Source organism: Corallococcus sp. AS-1-12, from assembly GCF_020036995.1.
Taxonomy (GTDB): Bacteria; Myxococcota; Myxococcia; order Myxococcales; family Myxococcaceae; genus Corallococcus.
Genome location: NZ_JAIQDD010000034.1, coordinates 69,565 through 91,436 on the forward strand (window position 1 = coordinate 69,565; position 21,872 = coordinate 91,436).

General features: G+C 72.1%; 23 protein-coding genes. 11 read left to right on the forward strand and 12 right to left on the reverse strand.

From position 1 onward, the window contains the following. Nucleotides 1–4: 4 nt before the first annotated feature. Nucleotides 5–649, reverse strand: coding sequence for an EcsC family protein (locus K8556_RS34210; protein ID WP_223744313.1), 645 nt, complete (start codon nt 647–649; stop codon nt 5–7). Nucleotides 650–921: 272 nt separating this feature from the next. Between K8556_RS34210 and K8556_RS34215 the strand changes: the two genes are divergently transcribed. After that, complete coding sequence (locus tag K8556_RS34215; protein WP_223744314.1) at nt 922–1,155, forward strand: DUF4177 domain-containing protein; 234 nt, start codon at nt 922–924, stop codon at nt 1,153–1,155. Next, complete coding sequence (yidD, locus tag K8556_RS34220; protein WP_223744315.1) at nt 1,152–1,490, forward strand: membrane protein insertion efficiency factor YidD; 339 nt, start codon at nt 1,152–1,154, stop codon at nt 1,488–1,490. The genes K8556_RS34215 and yidD overlap by 4 nt, the downstream gene beginning before the upstream one ends. 6 nt (nt 1,491–1,496) lie before the next feature. Here the strand turns inward: yidD and K8556_RS34225 are convergent, their stop codons facing one another. From K8556_RS34225 to K8556_RS34240, 4 genes are all read right to left on the reverse strand, one after another. Next, nucleotides 1,497–3,083: an ATP-binding protein gene (locus K8556_RS34225; RefSeq protein WP_223744316.1), complete on the reverse strand. Its 1,587-nt coding sequence runs from the start codon at nt 3,081–3,083 to the stop codon at nt 1,497–1,499. Beyond that, the gene (locus K8556_RS34230) at nt 3,080–3,544 is read right to left on the reverse strand and encodes a response regulator (RefSeq protein WP_223744317.1); all 465 of its coding nucleotides are present in this window, start codon (nt 3,542–3,544) and stop codon (nt 3,080–3,082) included. The genes K8556_RS34225 and K8556_RS34230 overlap by 4 nt, the downstream gene beginning before the upstream one ends. Then, nucleotides 3,541–6,960 (reverse strand): PAS domain-containing protein, encoded by a 3,420-nt coding sequence (locus tag K8556_RS34235; protein WP_223744318.1) that lies wholly within the window; start codon nt 6,958–6,960, stop codon nt 3,541–3,543. Before K8556_RS34235 ends, K8556_RS34230 begins: the two co-directional genes overlap by 4 nt. Before the next feature lie 256 nt (nt 6,961–7,216). Further along, entirely contained in the window at nt 7,217–8,110 is an 894-nt protein-coding gene (locus K8556_RS34240; RefSeq protein WP_223744334.1) for a DUF4846 domain-containing protein, read from the reverse strand. Nucleotides 8,111–8,290: 180 nt separating this feature from the next. Here K8556_RS34240 and K8556_RS34245 point away from each other — a divergent pair, with 180 nt between their 5' ends. Continuing rightward, nucleotides 8,291–8,884, forward strand: a complete 594-nt coding sequence (locus K8556_RS34245; RefSeq protein WP_223744319.1) for a CDP-alcohol phosphatidyltransferase family protein — start codon at nt 8,291–8,293, stop codon at nt 8,882–8,884. Nucleotides 8,885–8,898: 14 nt separating this feature from the next. Here K8556_RS34245 and K8556_RS34250 read toward each other — a convergent pair whose 3' ends face one another. The 4 genes from K8556_RS34250 to glpD all read right to left on the reverse strand — a co-directional run bounded on the left by K8556_RS34250 (nt 8,899) and on the right by glpD (nt 13,856). Then, nucleotides 8,899–9,108 (reverse strand): hypothetical protein, encoded by a 210-nt coding sequence (locus K8556_RS34250; RefSeq protein WP_223744320.1) that lies wholly within the window; start codon nt 9,106–9,108, stop codon nt 8,899–8,901. A 61-nt stretch (nt 9,109–9,169) separates the two neighbouring features. Next, nucleotides 9,170–9,874, reverse strand: coding sequence for a hypothetical protein (locus tag K8556_RS34255; protein ID WP_223744321.1), 705 nt, complete (start codon nt 9,872–9,874; stop codon nt 9,170–9,172). Between the two features lie 192 nt (nt 9,875–10,066). After that, entirely contained in the window at nt 10,067–11,878 is a 1,812-nt protein-coding gene (locus K8556_RS34260; protein WP_223744322.1) for a S8 family serine peptidase, read from the reverse strand. Nucleotides 11,879–12,158: 280 nt separating this feature from the next. Next, on the reverse strand, nt 12,159–13,856 hold the full coding sequence (gene glpD, locus K8556_RS34265; RefSeq protein ID WP_223744323.1) for a glycerol-3-phosphate dehydrogenase: 1,698 nt from the start codon (nt 13,854–13,856) through the stop codon (nt 12,159–12,161). 209 nt (nt 13,857–14,065) lie between these two features. On the opposite strand from glpD, the gene K8556_RS34270 reads away from it, so the two are divergent. From K8556_RS34270 to K8556_RS34285, 4 genes are all read left to right on the forward strand, one after another. Beyond that, the gene (locus tag K8556_RS34270) at nt 14,066–14,476 is read left to right on the forward strand and encodes a hypothetical protein (protein ID WP_223744324.1); all 411 of its coding nucleotides are present in this window, start codon (nt 14,066–14,068) and stop codon (nt 14,474–14,476) included. A 226-nt stretch (nt 14,477–14,702) separates the two neighbouring features. Next, a complete protein-coding gene (locus K8556_RS34275; RefSeq protein WP_255652936.1) occupies nt 14,703–16,736 on the forward strand; it encodes a TonB-dependent receptor in 2,034 nt (677 codons plus the stop codon). Continuing rightward, complete coding sequence (locus K8556_RS34280; RefSeq protein WP_223744325.1) at nt 16,736–17,491, forward strand: hypothetical protein; 756 nt, start codon at nt 16,736–16,738, stop codon at nt 17,489–17,491. Before K8556_RS34275 ends, K8556_RS34280 begins: the two co-directional genes overlap by 1 nt. After that, the gene (locus K8556_RS34285) at nt 17,488–18,318 is read left to right on the forward strand and encodes a hypothetical protein (protein WP_223744326.1); all 831 of its coding nucleotides are present in this window, start codon (nt 17,488–17,490) and stop codon (nt 18,316–18,318) included. The genes K8556_RS34280 and K8556_RS34285 overlap by 4 nt, the downstream gene beginning before the upstream one ends. Before the next feature lie 55 nt (nt 18,319–18,373). Here the strand turns inward: K8556_RS34285 and K8556_RS34290 are convergent, their stop codons facing one another. After that, nucleotides 18,374–18,565, reverse strand: coding sequence for a hypothetical protein (locus K8556_RS34290; RefSeq protein ID WP_223744327.1), 192 nt, complete (start codon nt 18,563–18,565; stop codon nt 18,374–18,376). Nucleotides 18,566–18,781: 216 nt separating this feature from the next. Between K8556_RS34290 and K8556_RS34295 the strand changes: the two genes are divergently transcribed. The 3 genes from K8556_RS34295 (at nt 18,782) to K8556_RS34305 (ending at nt 20,618) form a co-directional block, all read left to right on the forward strand. After that, nucleotides 18,782–19,198: a hypothetical protein gene (locus K8556_RS34295; RefSeq protein ID WP_223744328.1), complete on the forward strand. Its 417-nt coding sequence runs from the start codon at nt 18,782–18,784 to the stop codon at nt 19,196–19,198. Between the two features lie 100 nt (nt 19,199–19,298). Then, the gene (locus K8556_RS34300; protein ID WP_171447791.1) at nt 19,299–19,643 is read left to right on the forward strand and encodes a hypothetical protein; all 345 of its coding nucleotides are present in this window, start codon (nt 19,299–19,301) and stop codon (nt 19,641–19,643) included. Nucleotides 19,644–19,736: 93 nt separating this feature from the next. After that, complete coding sequence (locus tag K8556_RS34305) at nt 19,737–20,618, forward strand: tetratricopeptide repeat protein (RefSeq protein WP_223744329.1); 882 nt, start codon at nt 19,737–19,739, stop codon at nt 20,616–20,618. Between the two features lie 15 nt (nt 20,619–20,633). Here K8556_RS34305 and K8556_RS34310 read toward each other — a convergent pair whose 3' ends face one another. Beyond that, on the reverse strand, nt 20,634–20,933 hold the full coding sequence (locus K8556_RS34310; protein ID WP_014392969.1) for a hypothetical protein: 300 nt from the start codon (nt 20,931–20,933) through the stop codon (nt 20,634–20,636). Between the two features lie 31 nt (nt 20,934–20,964). Here K8556_RS34310 and K8556_RS34315 point away from each other — a divergent pair, with 31 nt between their 5' ends. After that, nucleotides 20,965–21,165: a SlyX family protein gene (locus K8556_RS34315; RefSeq protein WP_120553911.1), complete on the forward strand. Its 201-nt coding sequence runs from the start codon at nt 20,965–20,967 to the stop codon at nt 21,163–21,165. Nucleotides 21,166–21,177: 12 nt separating this feature from the next. Here K8556_RS34315 and K8556_RS34320 read toward each other — a convergent pair whose 3' ends face one another. Beyond that, nucleotides 21,178–21,624 (reverse strand): hypothetical protein, encoded by a 447-nt coding sequence (locus K8556_RS34320; RefSeq protein WP_223744330.1) that lies wholly within the window; start codon nt 21,622–21,624, stop codon nt 21,178–21,180. Between the last annotated feature and the right edge of the window lie 248 nt (nt 21,625–21,872).

The window sequence follows — 21,872 nt, forward strand, 5'->3', positions numbered from 1 at the left end:
CCGGTCATCCAGGCGACACGGGCGCCAGGGCCCCCGGCCCCGGTGAGAACAACCGCCGGGCCGTGGCCCCCACCGCGCGGCACGCGAGCGCATCCACCGCGCCGCCCACCAGCCCACCGGCCAGCGGCACCACCTTGGACAGGTTCACGACGCCCTTCCGCGACGCCTTGCTCACCAGCCGGAAGCCCACCGCGCGGTTGATGCTGCTCAGCGCCTGCTTCGGCACGGCCTCCAGCGCGCGCATGCCCAGGTGCTGGCTGACTTCGATGCCGGCCTGCTTCACCACTTCTTTTCCAAGGTCCCCCACGATGGCCAGCAGCGTGAGGGTCCGCACGCGGTCCTCCTCCACGTCGTGCCCGTGGATGCGGGCGATGGCGCCCACCAGCCGCGCCTGCACCGCCCACGACACGCCCAGGCCCGCGGGCAGCGCCACCGGCAGGGTGAGCAGGCCGCCCAGCCCGGACAGGAAGCCCGTGGTGAACAGCTTCCCCGTCTCCCAGTGGATGAGCGAGTCGACGCGCGCGCCGTGGTCCGCGTAGCGCGTGTCGCGCAGGTACTCGTCCGCCAGCGCCGTCGCGCTGCACAGCGGCCCCAGGCCCTCGAAGCCCGCGTCCAGCACGGCGTTCACGACCTCCAGCGGCTTCGACATGCGTCCACCTTCCACGATGAGGCCAGCCCCGCATCCTACCCCGCGCGGGTCCCCAGCCGGAGTCAGGCGGCTCCGCCTGTCCGTCCGCCAGGCAGGCACGTGAAACCCATCCGCGGCGTCCCACGCGAGCCTGCCGGCCCGTCTCGACTCAAGCCATCCCACGCATGGGGTATGGCCAAACCCACGCAATGGACTGGAGCATGAATTCTTGCCACGCGGCGGGCCTGAGACAGCATCCGCCGCCAATCCCAGACACCCCGAAGGAGCCCTGGATGTACGAGTATCACGTGGATGCCTTTGTCCCGCCCGCCCCCGGCTGCAACAGCACCGACCCGGGCTGGAACCCCAAGCGCTGCGGTGACTTCGCGAAGTTCCTCAACAACTACGCCGCGCAGGGCTGGAAGCTGCACTCCAGCGAGTACCGCGCCGTCACCGCGACCAAGGGCTGTGGCACCACGGCGGCCTCCTGGCTGGTGTGCGTCTTCGAGCGGACGAAGCAGGAATGAACCCGGGCCCTCCGCCCTGGGAAGGCAACCCCTACTCCGCGCTCGCCCTCTTCCCCGAGGCGTCCCGCGAGCTCCAGGCCGCGCCCGCGCCCCGGCCCACGCGCCTGCCCTGGTGGCTCGACCCGCTGTGCCTCGTCGCGGTGGCGCTCATCCTGCTGTACCGCCACGCGGTGCCCCACCGCTGGAAGCGGCAGTGCATCTACACGCCCACGTGCTCCCTGTACGGGCTCCAGTCCCTCCAGAAGTACGGCCTCTGGCGCGGCGGCCTCCACACCTGGGCGCGCATCCGGCGCTGCAACGACGTGCTGTTCCTGGGGGGAACCGACCTGCCCTGAGGCGCCCTACTCCGGCGCCGGAGCGGCCGGCTCCTTCGGCGGCAGCCGCGGCAGGCGCACGGTGAACACCGTGCCCTCCGCCGCGGACGACCGCGCGTCCACCGTCCCGCCGTGCGCCAGCACCAACTGCCGCACGATGTAGAGCCCCAGCCCGATGCTGCGCTCGGAGCGCCCCACCGTCGTCCCGCGCTGGAGCGGCTCGAAGATGCGCGGGAGCATCTCCGGGAGGATGGGGTCGCCCCCGTTGCGCACGTGCACCACCACCGCGTCCGGCTCGCCCCGGCTCTCCACGCGCACCGGCGTGTCCTCCGGGCTGTACTTCAGCGCGTTGCCCAGGATGTTGGACAGCACCTGCGCCATCCGGTCGGAGTCCCACGCCCCCTGCCCGTCCCCCTCCTGCTCCACCTGGATGGTGCGCTCCGGGTGCGCCGTGCGCGCCTCCTCCACCACCTGCAGCGTGAGCGCGTGGAAGTCGCACGGCGCCGCGTGCACCGGAATGCCGCCGCCCATGCGCGCCTGCGTGAAGTCCAGCAGGTCGCGGATCATCCGCGTGGCCCGCTCCGCCGCGGACAGCACGCGCGCCGCCGCCTTCGCGTGCCACGGCTGGATGTCGTCGCGCCGGAGCATCAGCGACGCGCCGGTGAGGATGGCGCCCAGCGGGTTGCGCAGGTCGTGGCTGACGATGCCGATGAGCTGCTGCTCGAACTCCACCCGCGCCTGCGCCTCGTGCACCAGCTTCTGCCGCTCCTCCTCCGCCCGCCGCCGCTCCGTGATGTCGCGCATGGCGCCCACGATGCGCCGCGCCTTCCCGTTCTCTCCGCGCAGGATGGAGCCCTGCGCCGCCACGTACGCGTACCCCCCGTCCTTGCGCAGCACGCGGTACTCGTCCTGCCACCGGTCCTCGTCCGAGTCGAACGCCCGCTGCAGCCCCGACAGCACCCGCTCGCGGTCCTCGCCGTGGATGTGCCGGCGCCACCAGCCCCCGTCCGCGCCCACCTCTTCCAGCGGGAAGCCGAAGACCTCCTCCGTCGCGTCGCCAATCCAGTGCATCGCGTCCGTCTGGAGCTCCAGGTCCCAGATGGCGTCGAAGCTCGCGTGCGCCACCAACTGGTAGCGCTCCTCGGAGCGGCGCAGCGCCTCCTCCGTGCGCTTGCGCAGCCGCACCCCCTCCGCCTCGCGCAGCGCCCGCCGCACGCTGGGGCCCAGCCGCTCCAGCCGGTCCTTCAGCACGTAGTCCGTGGCGCCGCGCTTGAGCAGCTCGATGGCGCGGTCCTCGCCCAGCGCGCCGGACACGAAGAGGAACGGCGTGTCCGGACACACCGCCTGCGCCGCCTCCAGCGCGCTCATCCCGTCGAAGCCCGGCACGTTGTAGTCGGACAGGATGAGGTCGAACCGCCCCTTCTCCAGCGCCGCGACGAAGGCCGCCCGCCCCTGCACGCACTCCAACGTCGAAGGCAGCCCGCCTTCCTCCAACTGCGCGGCCACCAACTGCGCGTCCAGCGGGCTGTCCTCCAGCAAGAGGATGGACAGGGGCCGCTGCGCCGAGGGCAGGGGCGTCAGGTCCAATGCGGCGGCACCGCCGCGAGCGCTCACTTGGGCGCTCCGGATGCGCCAGGAGCGCCCGGCGGCGGCTGGTTCACCACCGCCCAGAACAACCCCAGCTCGCGCAGCGCGGAGACGAAGTCCGGGAAGGCCACCGGCTTCACCACGTAGGCGTTCACCCCCAGGCCGTAGCTGCGCGCCAGGTCCCGCTCCTCGCGCGACGAGGTGAGCATCACCACCGGCACCGCCTTCAGCTCCGGGGCGCCCTTCACCTTCTCCAGCACCTCCAGCCCGTCCACCTTCGGCAGCTTCAGGTCCAGCAGCACCACCGCCGGGTGGCCGTCCTGCCGGTTCGCGTACTCGCCCTTGCGGAAGAGGTAGTCCAGCGCCTGCTGCCCGTCGCGCACCACCACGACCTCGTTGGCCAGGTGCACCTCCTCCAGCGCCGCCAGCGTGAGCGCCACGTCATTGGCGCTGTCTTCCACCAGGAGGATCCGCTTCAGCTCGATCACGCGTGCGTCTCGACTTTCTTCTCCAACGGAGAAGCCCGGGGCAGGGTGAAGGTGAAGGTCGCGCCCTGCCCCACGGCGCCCTCCGCCCAGGTCCGTCCACCATGGCGCGACACGATGCGCCGCACGTTCGCGAGCCCGATACCGGTGCCCTCGAACTCCTCGGCCGTGTGCAGGCGCTGGAAGACGCCGAACAGCTTGTCCACGTACTGCATCTCGAAGCCCACGCCGTTGTCGCGCACCCACACCGCGACCTCGCCCTCCGTCTCCTGCGCCCCCACCTCGATGAGGGCCTCCGGCTTGGGGCGGGTATACTTCAGCGCGTTCGCCAACAGGTTGTGGATGACCTGCCGCAGGAGCGCCGGGTCGCCCTCGACCGTGGGCAGGCCCCCCACCCTCCACTCCACCTGCCGCCCGTGGGCCTCCGGCACCAGATCGCGCCGGGCCTCCTCCACCAGTTGGCCCAGGTCCACCCGCGACTGACGCAGCTCCGCCCGGCCCATGCGGCTGAACGCGAGCAGGTCATCCACCAGCGTGCCGCCCTGCTTCGCCGCGCCCGCGATGGTGGAGAGGTAGCCGCGCGACACGTCGTCCAGCTTCGCTCCCGCCCGCCGCTCCAGCAACTGCGCGAAGCCGGTGATGTGCCGCAAGGGCGCGCGCAGGTCGTGCGACACGGAGTAGCTGAAGGACTCCAGCTCCTTGTTCGCCTCCTGGAGCTGGGCGGTGCGCTCGCGCACGCGCTTCTCCAGGCCCGTGTTGAGGTGGCGGATCTCCTCCTCCGCCTGCTTGAGGCTCTCCAGCGTGCGGCGCTCGTCGTCGATGTCCGTGTTGGTGCCGAACCAGCGGGCGATCCGCCCCTCGCCGTCCCGCACGGGCATGGCGCGCGACAGGAACCAGCGGTAGCTGCCGTCCGCCCGGCGCAGGCGGAACTGGTCCTCCCACAGCGTCCCCTCGCGCAGGGCCGCGTTGAAGTGCTCCAGCACGCGCCCGGCATCCTCCGGGTCCACCAGCTCGTTCCAGTCCTTCTCCCCCACCTGCGAGGGCGACGTCCCGGTGTAGTCGTACCAGCGCTGGTTGAACCAGAAGAGGCGCCCGTCCGGATCCGCCATCCACGACAACTGGGGGATGGAGTCCGCCAGCGTGCGGAACTGCTGCTCGCGCTCCTTCAGCTCCGCGGCCAGCGCCTCGATGCGCCGGCGCGCCAGCACCTGCTCCGTCACCTCCCACGACACGGACACGATGCCGTCCACCTTGCCCTCGGCGTTGCGCAGCGGCTGGAAGGTGAGGTTGAAGTAGCCCTCGGGCGCCTCCTGCCCCACGTCGCGCACCAGGCGCATGGGCACCTCGTGGCCGCGGTAGGTCTCGCCGGTGCGGTAGACGTGCTCCAACTGGGCCACCTGCCCCTGGTCCTTCAGCTCCGGCAGCGCCTGGCGCACCGTCAGCCCCAGGAGCGGCCGGGACCCGGTGAGCTTCAGGCGCAGGTCGTTGGCCATCTCGAAGACCAGGTCCGGCCCGCGCAGCACGGTGATGGCGGCGGGCAACTGCTTGAGCACCGCGAACAGGTTGCGCCGCTCCGCCTGCGCCGTCTCGTACAGGCGCGCGTTCTCCAGCGCCACGCTGGCCATCTGCGCCAGTTGCACGGCGATGGTCTCGTCCTCCGCGTCGAAGTCGCCCTCCACCTTGTCGGACACCTGCACCAGGCCCAGGTTGCGGCCGTCGTGTCCCACCAGCGGCACCGCCAGGAAGCCCTTCAGGGGCAGCGCGGGCGGCGGCGCGGCGGGCGCCTCGGCGTAGGCCGCGTGCTGGCGCAGCTCCTCGCGCGTCAGGCGCAGCGGCCGGTTCTCCTGGCACACCCGGGCGAAGAGGCCGCGCTCGTCCACGCCCGGCTGGGCGGCGCCCGGCGCCAGCGGCTCATGCCCCGCCGCGGACAGCGCGGCGAGCGGCGGGGCGTCCCGGCCGTCCGCCACCTGCACGAAGGACTGGTTGGCGCCAATCAGCTTGCGCGCCTTGAGCGTCACCAGGTCCAGGATGGCCGGCACGCTGCCGGCCGCGTTGAGCGCCAGGCTCGCGCGCGACAGGCCGCGGAGCTGCTCGGTGCGCCGCAGCTCGCCCGCCATCAGCCGGGCCCGCTCCGCGTCGGCGCGCTTGCGCGCGGTGATGTCCTGCACGGTGCCCACGAAGCGCACCGGCGCGCCGTCCTGGAAGTGCGTGCGGCCCGTGGCGCGCACCCAGCGCTCCACGCCGTCCTTCAACCCCACGGTGCGGTAGGCCACGTCGTAGTCGCCCTTGCCGCTGGGGTCCCAACTGAGCGCCACCGCGCGCTGCACGGCCTCCCGGTCCTCCGGGTGCAGGCCCGCGAGGAACAGCTCGTAGGACGACTCCGCGTCGGGCGGCAGGCCGAAGAGCGCCTTGCAGCGCGAGTCCCACCGGAGCTCGCCCGTCACCACGTCCATGTCGAAGGTGCCCAACTGGGTGGCCGTCAGCGCCAGGCGCAGGCGCTGCTCGCTGTCCGCCAGCGCGGCCTGCTGCCTGCGCAGGTCCTGCGCCAGCGCCTCCGTGTGCCGGCGCGCGCGCACGAACTCCGTCACGTCCGTGGCCAGGGTGATGATGCCGGACGCGGTGCCGTCCACCTCCAGCATCGGGTGGTAGATGACGTTGAAGAAGACGGAGTCCGGCTGGCCGTCGCGCACCAGCTTCACCTCGAACTCCGGCCGCACGAAGGGCTGCTTCGTGCGCACCACCCCGCGCAGCACCTCCATCACCTCCGGCTGCTCCGCCAGCTCCGGGAACGCGTCCATCAGCGCCTGGCCCGGCGTCACCCGCCGGCCCACCAGCAGCTCGTAGTAGGGGTTCGCCAGCTCGAAGACGAAGTCCGGCCCGCGCGTGATGGAGATGCCCACCGGGGCCTGCATGAAGAACGCGTGCAGCCGCTCGCGGTGGACGGCCTCCAGCGCGTTGCGCTCGCGCTCGCGCAGCGACTCCTCGCGCCGCTGCACGGCCTCGCGCGACAGGTGCAGCTCCACGAACATGGACACCTTCGCCAGGAGGATTTCAGGCCGCAGCGGCTTGCGCAGGTAGTCCACCGCCCCGTGCGCGTACGCCGCCAGCCACTCCTGCTCGTCGCCGTCGCCCGCGGTCATCAGCAGCACGGGCGTGCGCCGGCTGCGGTCGCGCTCGCGCAAGAGGCCCAGCACCTCCACGCCCGTCATGTCGCCCAGGTTCATGTCCATCAGGACGGCGGCGAAGTCCTCGTCCAGCACGCGCCGCAGCGCCTCGCGTCCGGACGAGGCGCGCACCAGCCGCTGCCCCAGGGGCGCGAGGATGCCCTCCAGCGCCAGGAGGTGCCCGGGCGTGTCGTCGACAAGGAGGATGCTGGCCCTGGGGGAAGACGTGGGCACGGACACGGCGGCGGAGGACATGGTGGAGGCTCGGGGGACGGACTGCCCTTCCCTTTAGGCTGGCGGGCACGCGGTGGGGGACGGGCCCGACGTCGGTGTGCCCGCCGTTGACGGCAGGACAACACTCCACGTCGCAACCTGCCTCCTCCCCCCCGTCGATTCCAGCAGAACCCTCGGGCCTCCTCCGTTCGCGGCCTCCCCGTCCGCCAGGGGACACACCGGGAGGGGGCCCGTCCCCCCGGCCGCACGTCGTTGCTGCTTCAGGTTTCCAGGCCGATCAGGGCGACGGCAGGCGCCGCAGGGACGTCATGGGGAAGGGCGCCCAGAAGGGCGTGGCCAGGTGCTCCCCCTCCAGCGGGAACCAGGGCCCGTCCCGTCCCGCCAGGACGTGGAAGTCCTGCGCGGGGGTGAAGCCCTGCCCCACGAGCGCCACGCGCTCCCCCTTCGCGTTGGTGGCCACGTCCAGCACGAGCACCGTGTGGCCGGGGCTGCCGCCCAGGACGAAGAAGTCCCCGGGGCGAAGCTGCTCCCGCGTGGGCCGGGCGCCCTCCGCCTGGAGCGACAGGGTGCCCGCGTAGGTGAAGAGCAGGTTCAGGTAGCCGCGGAAGGCCGCCCGCGAGCGGTCCACCGCCGCGCGCTCCGGCACCCACGTCACCTTCGAGCCGGAGACGCGCGCCCGGTCCCCGGCCGCGTACCGGGGCCAGGACGCCACGTGGCCGCTGGTGAAGCGGTAGGCGATGCGCTCCGGGTGGCCGGACGCCCAGCGCCACTCCGCATGAAGGCGCAGGATGGAGTCCGCGCACTGCTGGAGGTCCGCCGTGCCCACGTCCAGCTCCCCCACCGCCGCCAGCCGGGCGTCGGAGGCCGCCAGCACCGTGCGGCCCTGGAAGTCTCGCACGGGGGAGCCCTCCGGGCGCAGGGGCAGGCCGCGCAGCCAGGCGCCAAAGGAGCCCGCCTCCAGCGGCACGCGCGCGTAGCCCTCCGGGGGCGCGAAGGTCTCCTCCAGCGAGCGCACCTGGACGGAGGCCGGCAGCCACGGGTAGCGCGTCCGCTCCTCCTCCGTGGGGGCGCGGGCCGCGACCTTCGCCCGGCCAGCCGCTTCGCAGCTCGCCAGGGACAGCGCGGCGGTGAGCAGGGTGGCCAGGGCCAGCAGGGGGCGGAAGGGTCCCATCGGGTTCAAGGGGCGGGCTCCAGGAGAGGACGCGCCGGGAGGAGCCCCGGCCCTCCCTGGGACACCGCACGCGGACCTCGGGGTCCCTCGCTCCACGAGGGCACCGGAGGAGTCCTTCGCCGGACGCTCGTCTGGGCGGACAGGTGCGCCCCGGGGGCCGAGCACTACCTTTTGAAGGCCATGCACCGTCGGGCAAGCCTCGTGCTGCTCAATACGCTGTCCCTGTCGCGACTGCCGCTCGCCGCGGCGTTCATCGCGGTGTCGGACCTGCGCGTGCGGGCCCTCCTGGTGGTGGTGGCCGCGGCGACGGACTTCCTGGACGGCTGGATTGCCCGGCACCGGGGACTGGCCACGCGCCTGGGGGCGCTCATCGACCCGGTGGCGGACCGCGCCTTCATGGTGACGGCCTTCATCGTGTGTCTGCTGGACGGGCTCATCGACCCGGTGGAGCTGACGCTGCTGCTCCTGCGGGACATCGGCACGGCCATCGGCTTCATCGTCGCCAGGCTGCGGCCGGACATGCGGGCCGTCGAGCTCAAGGCGCGGATGCTGGGCAAGGTCGTCACGACGCTGCAGCTCGCGGTGTTGCTGTGCGTCCTGCTCTACCCGCCGCTGGTGCGGCCGCTCGTGGCGCTCGTCGCGATGCTGTCGCTGGCGTCGGTGGTGGACTACTCACGGGCGGTGTGGCGCCAGCGTCAGCGCCGGGAGCTGCCGCCGTCCTCGCGCCTCCCCCATGGGCCCACGGGGGCGCCCATGGAGTCCCTGCGGGAGTGACGCGGGGCTCGGCCTCACGCGGGCACGGCGCGCGTGTCCACGGCCAGGGCCAGGCGGGCGCGCTCGCGCTCCATGGCGGCGCGCTCGCCGTCGGACAGGGCGTCCCAGACCTCGTCCATCGTGTCGAGCAGCGCGTCCGCTTCGGGGGAGTCCCCGCCGGGCGCGCGGGCGCGGACGAGGGCCAGCTTGTGCAACAGGGTTCGGTACCGGTCGTAGACCGTCATGGTGGAAACCTCCGTCCGGGAGACGCGGACGGAGCCGTGCGGCTGACGCAAGGGCCGCTGGCTACCGGCGGCGCTGGGTCGCGGCGTCGCGGCGGGCCTCGGCGCCGGTCAGCACGGCGATCTCCCGCGTGTGGCTGCGGCCCACCAGGTTCACGGTGGCGCGCACGCGCTCGCCCTCCTGGAGCTGGGTCACGCGGATGGGCTCACCGTCGCGGACGATGCGCGTCTTCGTGCTGATCTCCAGCGGCAGGCGCGAGCCATCGTTGTCGATGACGACCTCCGTGTCGGACACCGAGCGCACCTTGCCCCGGTAGATGGCGTCCACCACCGCGACGCCCTGCGAGGCGCCCGAAGCGGGAGCCTTCGCCGCGCCGGGAGCCCGCGTCCCCGTGTTGCCCGTGCCCCCCGTGCCCGTGTTCGTCTCCGGGCCCGGGTTGGGCGGCTGCGTGCGGCCCTCCGGGTCCGGATCCGCGCTGGGGCTGTTCGGATCCGCCACGGGGAGGTCGCCCTCGCGCCCCTGCGCGGGCGCGGCGCCAGCAGCCGTCCCGGCGGGGGCCTGCGTGTTCGCCCCGGAGCCCCCGGTCCCCTGCCGCGGCTGCTCGCGCGGCGCGGGCGTCTGGGCCTGGGACGTGCCCGGCCTCGAGGCTGCGGGAGCGCCGGCCTCCTCGGACGCCGCGTCATCCTCCATCCCGCCGGACTGCGCCCCGCACATCAGCAGGAAGGCCAGGCCCGCGATGCCCAACCCCAGCCAGGTGTCTCGCCTCATGCGCCGCGTGCCTCCCTTCTTGGGAAGGTGCACGCGCACCCGGCGCGAACCACCGGCCCTCGGCCCTGGCGGTCGCCTGTCCGTCCGGAGCGCCAGACCCCGACCCGGCGCCTGCCCGGCAGAAAAGCGAACGCCCCCGGCCCCACGAAGGGACACGGGGGCGTCGGGCCCACGGGCGCGAACGGCGCGCCGCTACGGCAGCGGGAGCGGACCGCCGCCCGGGGGCAGCGTGCGCGCCAGCTCCACGGCCTTGGCCGCCTGCACCAGGCCGTAGCCGTACTTCGGGTCCTTGCCCGGCGTCGTCTTGTCGTCCAGCGCCGTCTTCTCCAGCACCGCGCGCACGTGCGCGGCGCTCAGGTCCGGCCGGGCGCTGAACACCAGCGCCGCCACGCCCGACACGTGCGGGGTGGCCATGGAGGTGCCCGACTCGCGCTGGTAGTCCAGGCCGGTGATGGACACCGTCACGTCCTGGCCCACCATCTTCTTGAGGGACGCGCCGGCCGCCATGGACACCGACACCGTGGGCACCCAGTGCGAGTTCGCGGAGCCCAGCGTGAAGTTGCCGTCCCCGTCGTCCTCCACGTTGTTGCCGATGATGACCGCGCGGGCGCCGGCCTGGATGACGTTGCGCGCCTTCTCCTCGAAGAACAGGTCGCCGCGGTCCACGTACGCGACGAAGCCGTCGCAGGTGGCGGCCTCACCGCACGCCGCGCGGTCCGCGCCCAGGCCGCAGTCGACCAGCCGGCCCGTGTACGTGCCCTGCGCGGTGTACGACAGCGGCGACGAGCTGATGGGTGACGACGACGCCGTCACCGAGGACAGCGACGCCGCCCCCAGCACCGTGGCGCTCAGCACGTTCACGCCCGGCCCCACCACGGACAGCTCCTGGCCGAACTGCGAGAAGGGCGCGTACTCGCCCTGCAGGTCCACCGCGCCCACCGCCATCACGGACGGCAGGTACGCGGCCGGATACGCGATGCCCATCTTGCCGTCGTTGCCGCTGGCCGCCACGGACAGCATGCCGTTGCCGTTCTCCCAGACCTTCTCGAACATGAGCTGCTCGGCCTCGGACGGGTCCTGCGCGCCCAGGGACAGCGAGGCGATCTTCGCCCCCTGCGAGTGGCACCACTCCACCGCCGCGATGACGTCGTCCGTGCGGCCGCCGCCGTCCGTGTCCAGCACGCGCGCGACGAGCAGGGACGCGCCCGGCGCCACGCCCACCACGCCGTTCGGCTCCTCCCCGGGCGCCACGCGCGCGCCGGAGCCCGCGCCGAACTGCGCCAGGATGGTCGCGGCCACGTGCGTGCCGTGGCCGCCGCCCACCGTCACCACGCCCTGGGACTCGCTCTGGTCGGACGGGTCATCGTCCTTGTCGACGAAGTCCTTGCCCAGGAGGAACGCCGCCTTCAGCTCCGGGTGCTTGCTGTCCCAGCCGCTGTCGATGACGCACACCTTCACGCCCTCGCCCGTGGGCGCGCCGGTGTCGATGACGCCGTCGTTGTTTGCGTCCCACACCTGCGGGGCCTGGATCATCTTCAGGCCCTCCGTGTACTCGCCCACCGAGCCCTGCGTGTTGAGCATGCCCTGCCACGACGCCAGCGGCGGGGGCGTGGGCAGGCCCATCGCGCGCACGCGGCGGTTGGGCGACACGGAGACCACGTCCGGGCGGAGCTTCAGCGCGGAGATGGCCTCCGGCGACAGCCGCGCGGACACCACGTTCATGTTCGGGATGCGGCGCATGACCGTGCCGCCCTCGCGCTCCACGGCCGCCGCGATGTCCGCCGACGCGGCCAGCGCGCTCGCGGTCACCTTCGGCTTGTAGGTGATGATGACGCCGTCCGGCGCCGTGTCCGTGCTCAGCGGGGAGACCCCCGGCTTCGGCAGCGACACCTCCTCGGTGCCTGGACACTCCTGGGGCAGGACGTCGATGGGGGTCGGCTCCTCGCCACAGCCGCTCGCCACCAGACCGGACAACCCGAGCCCAAGCCAAAGCCAACGCTTCATGGGGTGTATCTCCTTCGCCCGGCCAACGTGGACGACCGCGCCGTGACCCGCCGCCCCCGGAAAGGGGGCCGAAAGGAACGGGCCGGCCCTGCTTCCCGTTCCCACGACGATTTAAGCATGGACGCAGGACGACTGCTCGGGCGGCTGTCGTGCGCCCGACGGCCATCCGGTGCCGGTCCAACGTGAGGCGCTCAACGCTCACGCTCAAGGGGGAGCGCCTCGCTCGGGCGGGACCTCGTGCGTCGGCATGACGCACCGGGCCCGGCCACCTGGCGGGGCGTCAGGCGTCGGAGGGATCCACGCCGAAGATGCGCTGGGCATCCACGGCGTAGGCCGCCAGTTGCCGCTCGGTCTCCGCCGCGTCCCAGCCCAGGCGCGGCGCCATCACCTCCGCGGCGCGGACGGCGGCGGCGCGGCCCTGGTCGCGCGTCTCGAACGCGACCTTGAGGCGGCGGATGAGCAGGTCCGCCAGCGTCTGGACCATCTCGTGGGTCACGCCCCAGGCGGCCTCGGCGCGGCGGTACGGCAGGCCCTCCACGAGCGGCTCGGCCAGCTCGGGCGACTCGCGGGTGAGCGCCCACACCGCGGGCCAGCGGCTGCCGTACGCGCGAACCAGGTGCTCGCCCGTGGCCGCGTCCCCCACGGCCTGCCTGGCCGCCGCGAGCTCCGCGTCCAGCTTGAGGATGTCGCCGCCCGGCAGGGGCTGCTCGTGGGTGACGGGCTTCTTGTGCGGGAGGGCCAGGTGGCGCTCCACGGCGTTGACCACGTCGCGGGCCATGACCCGGAAGGTGGTGAGCTTGCCGCCGCTGATGGCCAGCACGCCGGACGGGCTCACGTCGATGGCGTGCTCGCGGCTGGCGCTGCCCGCGTCGCTGTTGCCGTGGTAGCCGCTCGCCGCCAGCGGGCGGATGCCGGCCCACGCGCTGACCATGTCCTCGCGGGTGAGGTTCGCGCTCGGGAAGAAGGCGTTGGCGGAGGAGAGCAGGTAGGCCACGTCCGCCTCGCTCGCGCGCACCTCGGCCGGGTGGGCGCGGGTGGCGGTCTCCGTCGTGCCAATGAGCGTGAACGCATCCGAGGGGAGGATGAACATCACGCGGCCATCCACGGGCGACAGGAGCGTGAGCGCGTCCCCAATGTTCAGCCGCGAGCGGGGCACGGCGATGTGCACGCCCTTGCTGCCGCGCACCGAGGGCCCCGTGCGCTCCTGCTGCGAATCCAGCCGGCGGATCTCATCGCTCCAGGGGCCGGTCGCGTTGACGACTGCGCGCGCGCGCACGGTGTGCTCCTGGCCGGTGAGGTGATCCACCACCACCGCGCCCTTCGCCTTGCCGTCCTCCAGCACCAGCCGCTTCACGGAGGCGTGGTTGAGCACCACCGCGCCGGCCTCGCTCGCGCCCAGCGCGTTGGCCAGCGTGAGGCGGGCATCATCCGTGGCCGCGTCGTAGTAGCGGGCGCCGCCCTTGAGCCCCTCGGCGCGGATGCCGGGCTCGGCCTCCACCACCTGCTTGAGCGACAGGCGCTGATACGCCTTCACGTTCCGGAACAGGGACAGGGCGTCGTACAGCATCAGGCCCGCGTTGAGCTTCCAGCGCGGCACGCGAGCCCCCTCGTAGACGGGCCAGACGAAGGCCAGCGGGCGCACCAGGTGGGGCGCCAGGTGGAGCAGGCGGCGCCGCTCGATGCTCGACTCGAAGACGAGCCCCAGGTGCCCGTGCTCCAGGTAGCGCAGGCCGCCGTGGATGAGGCGCGACGAGCGGCTGGACGTCCCGCTGGCGAAGTCCTCGCGCTCCACCAGGGCCACCTTCAGGCCCCGCAGCGCCGCGTCCCGGGCGGCCCCCGCGCCCGTCACCCCGCCGCCGATGACGAGCAGGTCGAAGGACTCACTGCCCAGCGCACGCAGACGGTCGGCGCGCGAGGGCGGGGCGGGAACCTCCGTGGAGGCAGGCAGGGAGCGAAGCGCGGCGGAGTCGGAACGCACGCCAGGAGTCTATGACGGGAAGTCTGCGGCCGCAGCGGATTCCGATGCAATGCGTCAAGAGGTCCACGGGGTGATGGGACCGGGCGGCAGGGAACTGTCTCGCAGCGAGCGGCGGAGGTGGCCTTGCGTGTCGTGGGGAGGACGGATAGGCAGGCGACCGCCTCACCTCCCCCGTCCTGGACGCTCCGCCGCCGTACCCCCGAACCGCCGTGTGGGACTCCCGAGACCGACGAGACCTGGCGTTCCTGGGGCTGTGGGTCCTGGTGTACGGGCTCGCGGTGGCGCCGGTGCTGCACGCGGTGGTGGGACACGGCGGAGGCCTGGGACGCCACGAGCACGGCGCCAGCACCCACGTCCACCGCACCCCGGTCACGTGTGAGGCGGCGAAGGCCCCCTGTCCGGCGGAGTCCGGGCAGGACACGCCGGACGGAGCGAAGCGGGGCCACGGCCACCAGCACCTGACGGGCTCGGTGGAGCACCTGCTGGCGGTGGCGGCGAGCTGGACGGTGTTCGTGCCGCCGAAGCCGCGCTGGGTGTCCTGGCGCGTGGCGCCGGAGCGGAGCCCGGAGTGGTCGCCGGGCCAGCGGTTGCGGTCCGCGGCGATGCCGCAGGGCCCCTAGTCCTCCTCGGGCCTCCGTAACGCAAGCATGACTCGCGAGCGCGCGGACCGTCTGGCTTTGGCCAGGCACGGGCCTGCGCGGGCGTGTGTCGTCTGTCCTTTCAACCCGCACGCCCTGGAGCGCGTCCCGACGCGCGCCGGGGACGTGTCGTCGTCTGTTCGTGCCATCCACCGTGACCCTGTTGCTCATCGCGTTCGCCACGCTCTCGACGAGTCTTCCCTCGGCCATGCCCGCCGCCCAGGAGGGGCCAGAGGCCACGCCAGAACAGCAGCAACCCGAACAGCCACAGCCCACGGAGGTCCCCGGGAAGCAGCGCTCCACGGTGGTGCGGGGCACGCGCCCGGCCCAGAGCGCCGCCGAGGTCACCATCGGCCGGGACATCCTGGACACGGCGCCGCGCACGAACGCGACGGACGTGCTGCGGGTCGTCCCGGGGCTGGTGGCCTCGCAGCACAGCGGCGAGGGCAAGGCGCAGCAGCTCTTCCTCCGGGGCTTCGACGCGCTCCACGGCCAGGACGTGGAGCTGAACGTCGGAGGCCTGCCGGTGAACGAGGTGAGCCACATCCACGCGCTGGGCTACGCGGACACCAACTTCATCATCCCGGAGCTCGTCCAATCGCTGGAGGTGACGGAAGGCGCCTACCGCGCGTTCCAGGGCGACTTCGCGGTCGCGGGAACGGTGCGCATGGACCTGGGCGCGCGCGAGAAGGGCGTGGAGTTCGCGGGCACGCTGGGACAGTTCAACACGCGCCGGCTCGTCGTGACGGTGCGCCCGGGAGAAGACCCCGGCACCTTCGCGGCGGCGGAAATCGGAGAGAGCGACGGCTTCGGCCCGCAGCGAGGCTACGGACGGGCCACGCTCCTCGCCCAGGCGAACCTGGACCTGGGCCAAGGCCTGAGCGCGCGAATCCTGGGAGGCAGCTACGTCACGCGCTTCGACTCCCCCGGAGTGGTGCGAGAGGACGACCTCGAAGCCGGCCGCCGGACCTTCTACTCCGGCTCCTTCGACCGTCAGGGAGGCACGGTCTCCAGGCACCAGCTCCTCGTCGGCGTGGACCTCCCGCGCGAGGGCACCGCGCGAACGCGCATCGAGGCCTTCGGAATCCTCTCGGACCTGCGCCTGCGCAACAACTTCACGGGCTACCGGGTGGACGACCGGGGTGACGGCCTGGAGCAGACCCACGACGGCACCACGCTGGGCCTGCGCGCCGAGCACCGCCGCCAGGTGACCCTCTTCGACCGCCCCATCGCACTGGAGCTGGGGCTCGGAGGAAGGCGCGACGGCATCCACCAGACGCAACGCCGTTACCGTGAGACGGACGGCACCTTCTTCGCGGACGAAGTGGACGCGGACCTCACGCAGACGGATGTCTGGGGTTACGCCGAGGCCAGACTCCCGCTGGGCCGCTGGGCCCTCCGGCTGGGAGGCCGCGCGGACGCGCTGGGCGTGGAGGTCTTCGACGCGCTCGCCTTCCGGGACCCGCGCTACTACGACGGACAGGGCTATTCGCGCAGCGCCTTCGGGGTGCACTGGGGCGCGAAGGCCGGCGTCGAATACGCGCTCACGGACACGTGGGCCCTCTTCGCCAGCTATGGAGACGGCTTCCGTTCGCCACAGGCGCGAAGCCTCGCGGAGGGAGAGCAGGCGCCCTTCGTGAACGTGCACGGCGCGGAGCTGGGCACGCGGAAGGACGGCGAACGCATGTCCTTCCAGGCGAGCGTCTTCGGCTCGCGGGTGGCGGACGACTTCTTCTTCGACCACACGGTAGGCACCACCGTCTTCACGGGAGAGACGCTGCGCACGGGCATCTCCGCGTCGCTGCAGGCGCGTCCGCTCGAAGGCGTCACGGCCGCGCTGAGCGCCACGGTGGCGAACGCGACGGTGACGAAGACGGACGCGAGGCTCCCCTACTTCGCGCCGCTGGTCGCCCGAGCGGACCTCGGCTGGGAGAAGCCGCTGCCCGGCATCGGCTCCGTGCTGTCGCTGGGCACGGGCCTCACGCTCATCGGCCCCAGGCCCCTGCCCTACGACGAATACAGCCACACCGTGTTCCTCGCGGACGTGCAGGCCGCGCTGCGGCGAGGAGCGCTCGCGCTGCGGCTCGACGTGAAGAACCTGCTGAACACGCGCTGGCGGGACGGCGAGTTCGTCTACAGCTCGCGCTTCGACCCCACCGCCCAGCCGAGCCTCGTTCCAGCCAGACATTTCACCGCGGGGGCACCACGCGTGGCCTCGCTCACCCTGGAGGTCCACCTGTGATGAACCCGACTGTGCTGGCCTTGCTCGTGGCCCTGATGAGCCTGGGCTGCGGCGGCAAGACCGAGGCAGAGCGCCGCACCTTCGCCGTGACGATGACGGCGACAGCGCCCACGGCCCCCAACGAGTACGGCTGGACGGTGACGCCCGAAGCCGCGCAGCTCTCCGTGGGTTCGGTGCGCTTCTTCGAAGGCCGCGTGCTGCTGTCTCGACGCCTCCCCCGCCTCGACTGGTACTCGCTCATTGGAGGCACCGCGAACGCGCACCCAGGCCACTATGTCCCCGGCGATGCCCTGGGAGAGGTGCTCAACGCCCAGACCGTGGATCTGCTCGCGGGTGGCAACCTGGGCAACGCCAACGCCGTCACCGGTTCATACGGCTCGCTGGAGCTGACGCTCGTGACGCCCACGGCGGCCACGGACGCGCGGAACGTCCTCGGAGGCCACCACGCCCACGTGCGAGGCACCGCCACGCACACCTCCGGAGCCACGGTGCGCTTCGACGCGGCGGTGGACCTGCCCAAGGCGATTGAAGGCGTGCGCTTCGAGCGCGACCTCCGGCAGGAGACGGGCCACGTGCGCATCGCGGTGGACCTGGGGAAATGGATGGACCGCATCGACTTCGCCACCGCGTCGCCTCCGGACGCGGCTGGCGTTTCCACCTTCCCCGCCAACAGCCAGGCCCAGAACGGCCTGGTGCGCGGCGTGGAAGACACCAGCGCCTACGTCGTGACGTGGGTGGAAGGAGCAGCGCAATGAAGAAGCATTGGCTGATGGGAGTGTCCTGCCTGGCCCTGGTCGCCTGCTCGTCGGGTCAAGGCAACGTGACGTTCACCGCGTATGGGGAGGACTTCATCGAGAAGGAGATCCCCGCCAGCGCCTTCGAGGACGGCTGGACGGTGAAGTACGACAAGTTCCTCGTGAAGCTGGGCGAGCTGAAGGTCGCCAACCACGAGGGAGAGACCGCCGCCGGGCAGACGGCCGCGAAGGTCTACGACGTGCACCGTCCGGGCCCCGTGAACGTCGCGACGTTCAACGACCTGGCCGCTGAGGAATGGGACGAGGTGAGCTACGCCATCGCCCCCGTCGCGGACGCCACCGCCGGCAACGCGGACGCGGAGGACGTGACGCGGATGAACACCGAAGGCTGGTCCGTCTACGTCGAGGGCACGGCCACCAAGGGCACCGTGACGAAGCGCTTCCACTGGGGCTTCGCCACCAACACGCTCTACGAGCACTGCGAGAACGAGGACCTCGGCAGCGGAGTGACGGTGCCCAAGGGCAGCACGGAGACGGTGCAGCTCACCCTCCACGGCGACCACCTGTTCTTCGACGACCTCCAGTCGCCGGACGCGAAGATGCGCTTCGACGCCATCGCCGCGGCGGACAGCACGGGCATCGTCGGGCCGGACGGCGAAATCACCCTGGATGAGCTGGGCCTGGTGAACCTGACGTCGCTGCCCTCGGGCCAGTACGGCACGGGAGGCGCGGGCAGCGTGCGGACGCTGCGCGACTTCGTAACGGCGCTCGTGCGCACCGTGGGCCACTACCGCGGCGAAGGCGAGTGCTCACCGCGCGTCCGCTAGGACAACACCCCCGGAGGGGCCGGCCCGAACGCGCGGCCGGCCTCTCCTGTTCCGCTCAGCGCTTCGAGGAGTCGTCCCCGCCCGTCATGCCACCGCCGTGCGAGGGCGTGTGGGACGGCGGGTTCGGAGGACGGTTCGGGTTCATCTGGTTGGAGCGGTTGTCCTGGGCGGACTTGTGCTCCGGGCGCTCGGGGTTCTTCGTGTTGGAGCGCTGATCATTCGGGGTCGGGTTCTTGTGCTTGCTCATCGTTCGGCGTCCTCCGTGTGTCCGGACATGGGCGCCCGGACGAAGGCACGGTAGGGAGACGCCCCCAGGAAGCGCAGGGGCCCAGGGGGCGCTGCACAGTGTCCGGCACCCGTCGCTCGGGCTGTCCCCGACGGACCGGGAGCACTCGCCGGGGTCTCCCTCGGATGCCGGGGAGGATGCGAATGCCTACTCCTTGACCGCGAGGAGGTGCGGCGCGTGAAGACGGTGACCTACGAGCGCAGTGGCCAGACGAACACCGGGGCCCAGGCGCTGCGGGTGGAGGGCCTCAAGCACCTGCGTGTGCTGGAGCAGGGCGAACCGGTGGTGGAGCGGGACCTGACGCCGGAGGAGATCCACCGGCTGGCCCCCTTGCTGGAACCCCTGCAACGGGAGCCCGAACCCGCCACCCTCGCGTCCCAGGCAGGAGGCCCGGACATCCTGGCGGTGACCCTGGCCTTCGAGGACGAGGAGACGCCCCGGCTGAGGCTCGCCACCGAGCGGCTGCCCGCGAAGGGAGGCGGCTATGATCGCCTGCTCGCGGAGCTGGACGCCCTGCTGTCGGCGGAGCTCCACGCGCGGGCCCCCCGCCACGCCCACGCCGTCCTGCCGCACCAACTGCGTCACGATGAATGACGGAGGCCGCACGGTCCGTGAGGGCCGCGTCGCCCGAGGCCCAGCAGGGGAGCAGCCGGGGCCGGTTGCCCTGGAGGCGCGCTTCTGACAGACAAGAAGCATGAAGCGCGTGCAGTTCTCCGTGCACCGCACGGTCGGAGAGGCGCGGATGCTGGCGGGAGCCCTGGAATCAGCCGGGCTCTCGGTCGACATCCGCGGCGAGTCCCTGGTCCCGCTGAGCGGAGAGATTCCCAGCACCGAGGCCTGGGTGGAGCTGTGGCTGTGGCCCCAGGAACTGGAGGCCGGGCGCCAGGTCCTCGCGGAGCTCCAGGCCAACCAGGAAGCCGCCAGCCGCTCGGTGACCTGTCCACGCTGTGGCGAGGAGAACCCCGCCAACTTCGAGCTCTGCTGGAGCTGCGAGCTGGAACTGCCGTCGGGGCTGCGCCCGCACCTCCGAGCCGTCTAGAAACGCCCCATGAGCGACCCATCGAACGAACCAGGGGAGCGGAGCGGCCGGCGCCGGAGCCAGGGTCTCCGAGGCGTCCTCTGGGTTTGCGGAGTGGCGCTCGCCATCCACGTCATCCCGCTGTTCCTGCCCCGCGACATGCCGGAGCAGGAGCTGGCCATCGCGCGAGCCACGGAGAGCGTGGAAGGCCGGCTGCGGTTCCTGGTGCCCCTGAAGCACAACGACAAGGCGACGGCGGCGGACCTGCGGGAGGCCGCCGAGCTCCTGCGCGATGCCCCGGCGGAAGCGCACGACCTGGCCCTGGAAGCCGAGCGGCGAGACCCGAACGCGCTGGAGACCCAGCTCCTGCTCGCGCGCATCTGCGACCGGGAGCGGATGACCCGCTGCGTGGACCAGTCACTCGAAAAGGCGCGGAAGCTCGCGCCGGCGGACCCACGGCCGGAGCTGCTCCGGGCGGACCTGAGCGAACAGAAGGGCGACGTCGAGGGCGCCACGGAGGCCCTGTCCCGGGCCTACAGCCGCACTCCAGGCGATCCCCTCATCGGCGTGCGCTACGGCCGGCTGCTCAGCCGGATGGGGAAACCCGAGGACGCCCTGAAAGTCTTCACCTCCCTGGAGGGCAAGGTCCCCGCGGCGCGGCTCCTGGTGGAACAGGGACTGGTGCTCAGCAAGGAAGGCCGGAGCCGCGAAGCCGTGGGGCTCTTGCAGCAGGCGGTACAGAAGGACCCGAAGCTCGCGGAAGGCCACTTCCAGTTGGGCATCGCCTGGTTCCAGTTGGGAAATGAAACCGCCGCCGAGGAGGCCCTGCGACAGGCGGACCGGCTGGACGTATCCGACACACGGGCGCTGGCCACGCTCTGCACCCTCCAGGTGAAGGCAGGAAGGCTCGAGGGAGCACGCCTGACGCGCACGGACCTGGAGCGGCGCTTCCCGCAGCGGATGGACGCCATCCGGGAGCAGTGCCGGCTGCCCTGATGCGCGGGGGCTGCTTCAACGCGGCTCCTGCCCCCGAATCTGGCGGAGCATCCGCGCCGAGGCGATGACCGGCGCGTCCACGGACCCGTCAGCCCGTTCGGTGCGCACCACGGCCTGGAGGAAGGGGATTGCCTCTTCATCGCGGCCCTGCTGGAAGAGCAACTCCCCCAGCGCGAACCGCGCCTGGGTGAGGAGGACCAGGTCCTCCGCCGCCACGGCCGCATCGATGGCGTCACTCAGCGCGGACTCGGCCAGCTCGGGCTGTCCGCGTCCAAGCAGCTCGCGGGCGCGCTGCAGGTGTTCAAGGGTATTCATGGGGCACGGTCCCCGAGCGGAGAAGACGGCAATGGAAGACAAGCGCCTGGTCGAGCTGGAAATCCGCTACACGCAGCAGCAGGAGCTGCTGCAGGAGCTGAGCGACGTGCTCTACCAGCAGGGGCGCGTCATCGACGCGCTCCGTGCGGAGCTGGACCGGCTCAAGCGCAAGCTGGACGCCGAGCCGGGCCTGGTGGATGCCCGCCAGCAGGAGCGGCCACCGCACTACTGAGGCACGACGGCCTCAGAACTTGTAGCCCAGCCGCAAGCCGATGATGGGGTTCGGATCGAGGTAGCCCACTTCGACGCCGATGCTCGCGGCCTTGCCCTGGAGGCCAAAGCCAAACGCCGCGTGGGCCTTGAAGGTGTCCCCCTTGAAGAAGATCCACGGACCCGCGAGCCCCTCGATGTAGACGGTCCGCCCCAGCGTCGCGCGGAGCGAGATGTCCAACGGGACGCCAATGATGTTGCCGTCCGTGACGAGCACCGCGCCGAACCGGGCACCCACGAAGAGGGGGCCCGCGACATGCCCTTCAACGCCGAGCGTGAAGTTGAACGCGGCGCTGGTGTCCACCCAGTAGTCCGCGCCCACGCCCAGGCGGACGCCGGACTGCTGCGCCTTGGACTCCGCGGGCGCCAGCAAGAGCCCCAACGCGAACAGCCCAGCGGCGTAGATTCGAAGCAGATGCATGCGAGAGCTCCTGTCCAGAGAGGGGGAAGGAGCGTCACTCAAGCAAAAGCAGCCAGGGTCAGGCCAGCCTCAAAGCCAGGCACCAGTACGTTCGCATCCCGTCGGATCAATCCACGACGAAGCACGCGTCCGAGGCCGGCATCCCAAGCCCGCAAAGACAAAGCCCCCGGCGCCTTGCGGCACCAGGGGCTTTCAAAAAGAATCCGGCAGCGACCTACTCTCCCACGCGGTTTCCCGCGGAGTACCAT